We start from the raw sequence: 1,346 nt of genomic DNA, 5'->3' as shown, positions 1-1,346 counted from the left end.
TATATTTAAGTTATACAGGAATAGATCGAAGAGAAAAAAATATAAGTCGTAGCACTTTTGGTAGAGGATTAGCGGAGTTAATTGAGAAAAATTTTATAGCTGCAATGCCAGCGGTTGGATGGTATTGGGTTAATCCTGATTTTGTATGGAATGGCGATAGGCTTGCATTCATTAAAGAATATCATCGAGTAAGCGTAAGTGCTGCATTATCTGATAAAAACGAAGATGGCAATGCAGGATAGACAATCCACTCTTCTATGCTAGCATTTCAGATTGGATTGTCCAAAAACGAGTTTTTGCCTGAGCCTGCCGCTGGCTCTCTTTTTTTAAGTTTTTAACAATTTAAAAAACAAAATTAAAAATAAAATCGTCAATAGTATTTTTGAAAACGCAGTTATTTTTTTATGTCCGTTCATAAAAAAATAAACCGTTTGAAAAAATAGCGGAGCGAACTATTTACGACCCACCAAAAATAAAACTTGTATTGGTTGATGGTTAACGAAGTTAGCCATCAACCTGTTAAGCCGCTTTTAAATCTTTTAAAAAACCAACTGCGCTTAACAGGTGTTTGCGCTCACTGCGTGAACACAAACACCCCTCGCTATGATAAAAATCGCTCCAATCCGTCAAGGGTAAACTGAATTCGCTACGCTCACCCTTGACCGATTTCCACTCCAAAACCGCCTAGAACGCATCAGAATCGACGCTGACCCTCAAGAACAACCAAAGGGACTCAAAAACATAAAAACAGCTCAAAACGGCTTAAATTAAGCATGTTTTCTGCCCGAGCAAAGCGAGGGAGCTACCATCGAATTTAAGTGTTTTTTTGAGGGTAAGTTTAAGATCTAAGAAGGGAGATATCATGAAAACCAATGTATGTCATTGAATAAAAACAAATACATCAAAAAACGAATGTGTCAGGATCGGACACATGATGTGTCAGAATCCGGAGATAATATGTCAAAATCAAGTTGATTTTTGACACATCAATGATTATATTGCGATTATTGATAAGTCAAAAGGAATAACCATCATGACACAACCAATTGACACAAGAAGAGGAGTGTCTCTTTACGACACAAATCCTTTTTTAAGTAAATCTAGCATTCAAACCAAAACGAAAAGGATCACCAACAAAAGAGGCGACATGATGCTTGTTAGTTCGACAACTGGTGAGATACAAACACCCATTGCTGGCTTTTGGGAGTCTCAGGAAGTTGATTCAACTAAATTCATTAAATTATTTGTCAACGGCGTAAAAGCATTGAGTGAATTAACAAATGCAGGAACTCGAGTTTTTGAAATGTTATATACTGAAATGCAATCAAATATTGGAAAAGACCAAA

The 1,346-nt window shown here is 36.4% G+C and carries 2 pseudogenes; both read left to right on the top strand.

Annotated elements, in window-relative coordinates:
* Positions 1–242 (top strand): annotated as a pseudogene (locus PSF16_RS17325) (hypothetical protein); the annotation flags it as partial.
* 791 nt (positions 243–1,033) lie between these two features.
* A pseudogene (locus tag PSF16_RS17320) lies at positions 1,034–1,346 on the top strand (replication protein); the annotation flags it as partial.

Origin of the sequence: Providencia sp. PROV033, assembly GCF_028484855.1 — a bacterium.
Taxonomy (GTDB): Bacteria; Pseudomonadota; Gammaproteobacteria; order Enterobacterales; family Enterobacteriaceae; genus Providencia; species Providencia alcalifaciens.
Note: the sequence above shows the minus strand (reverse complement) of the source record. Positions and strands in the feature narration are given on the sequence as shown.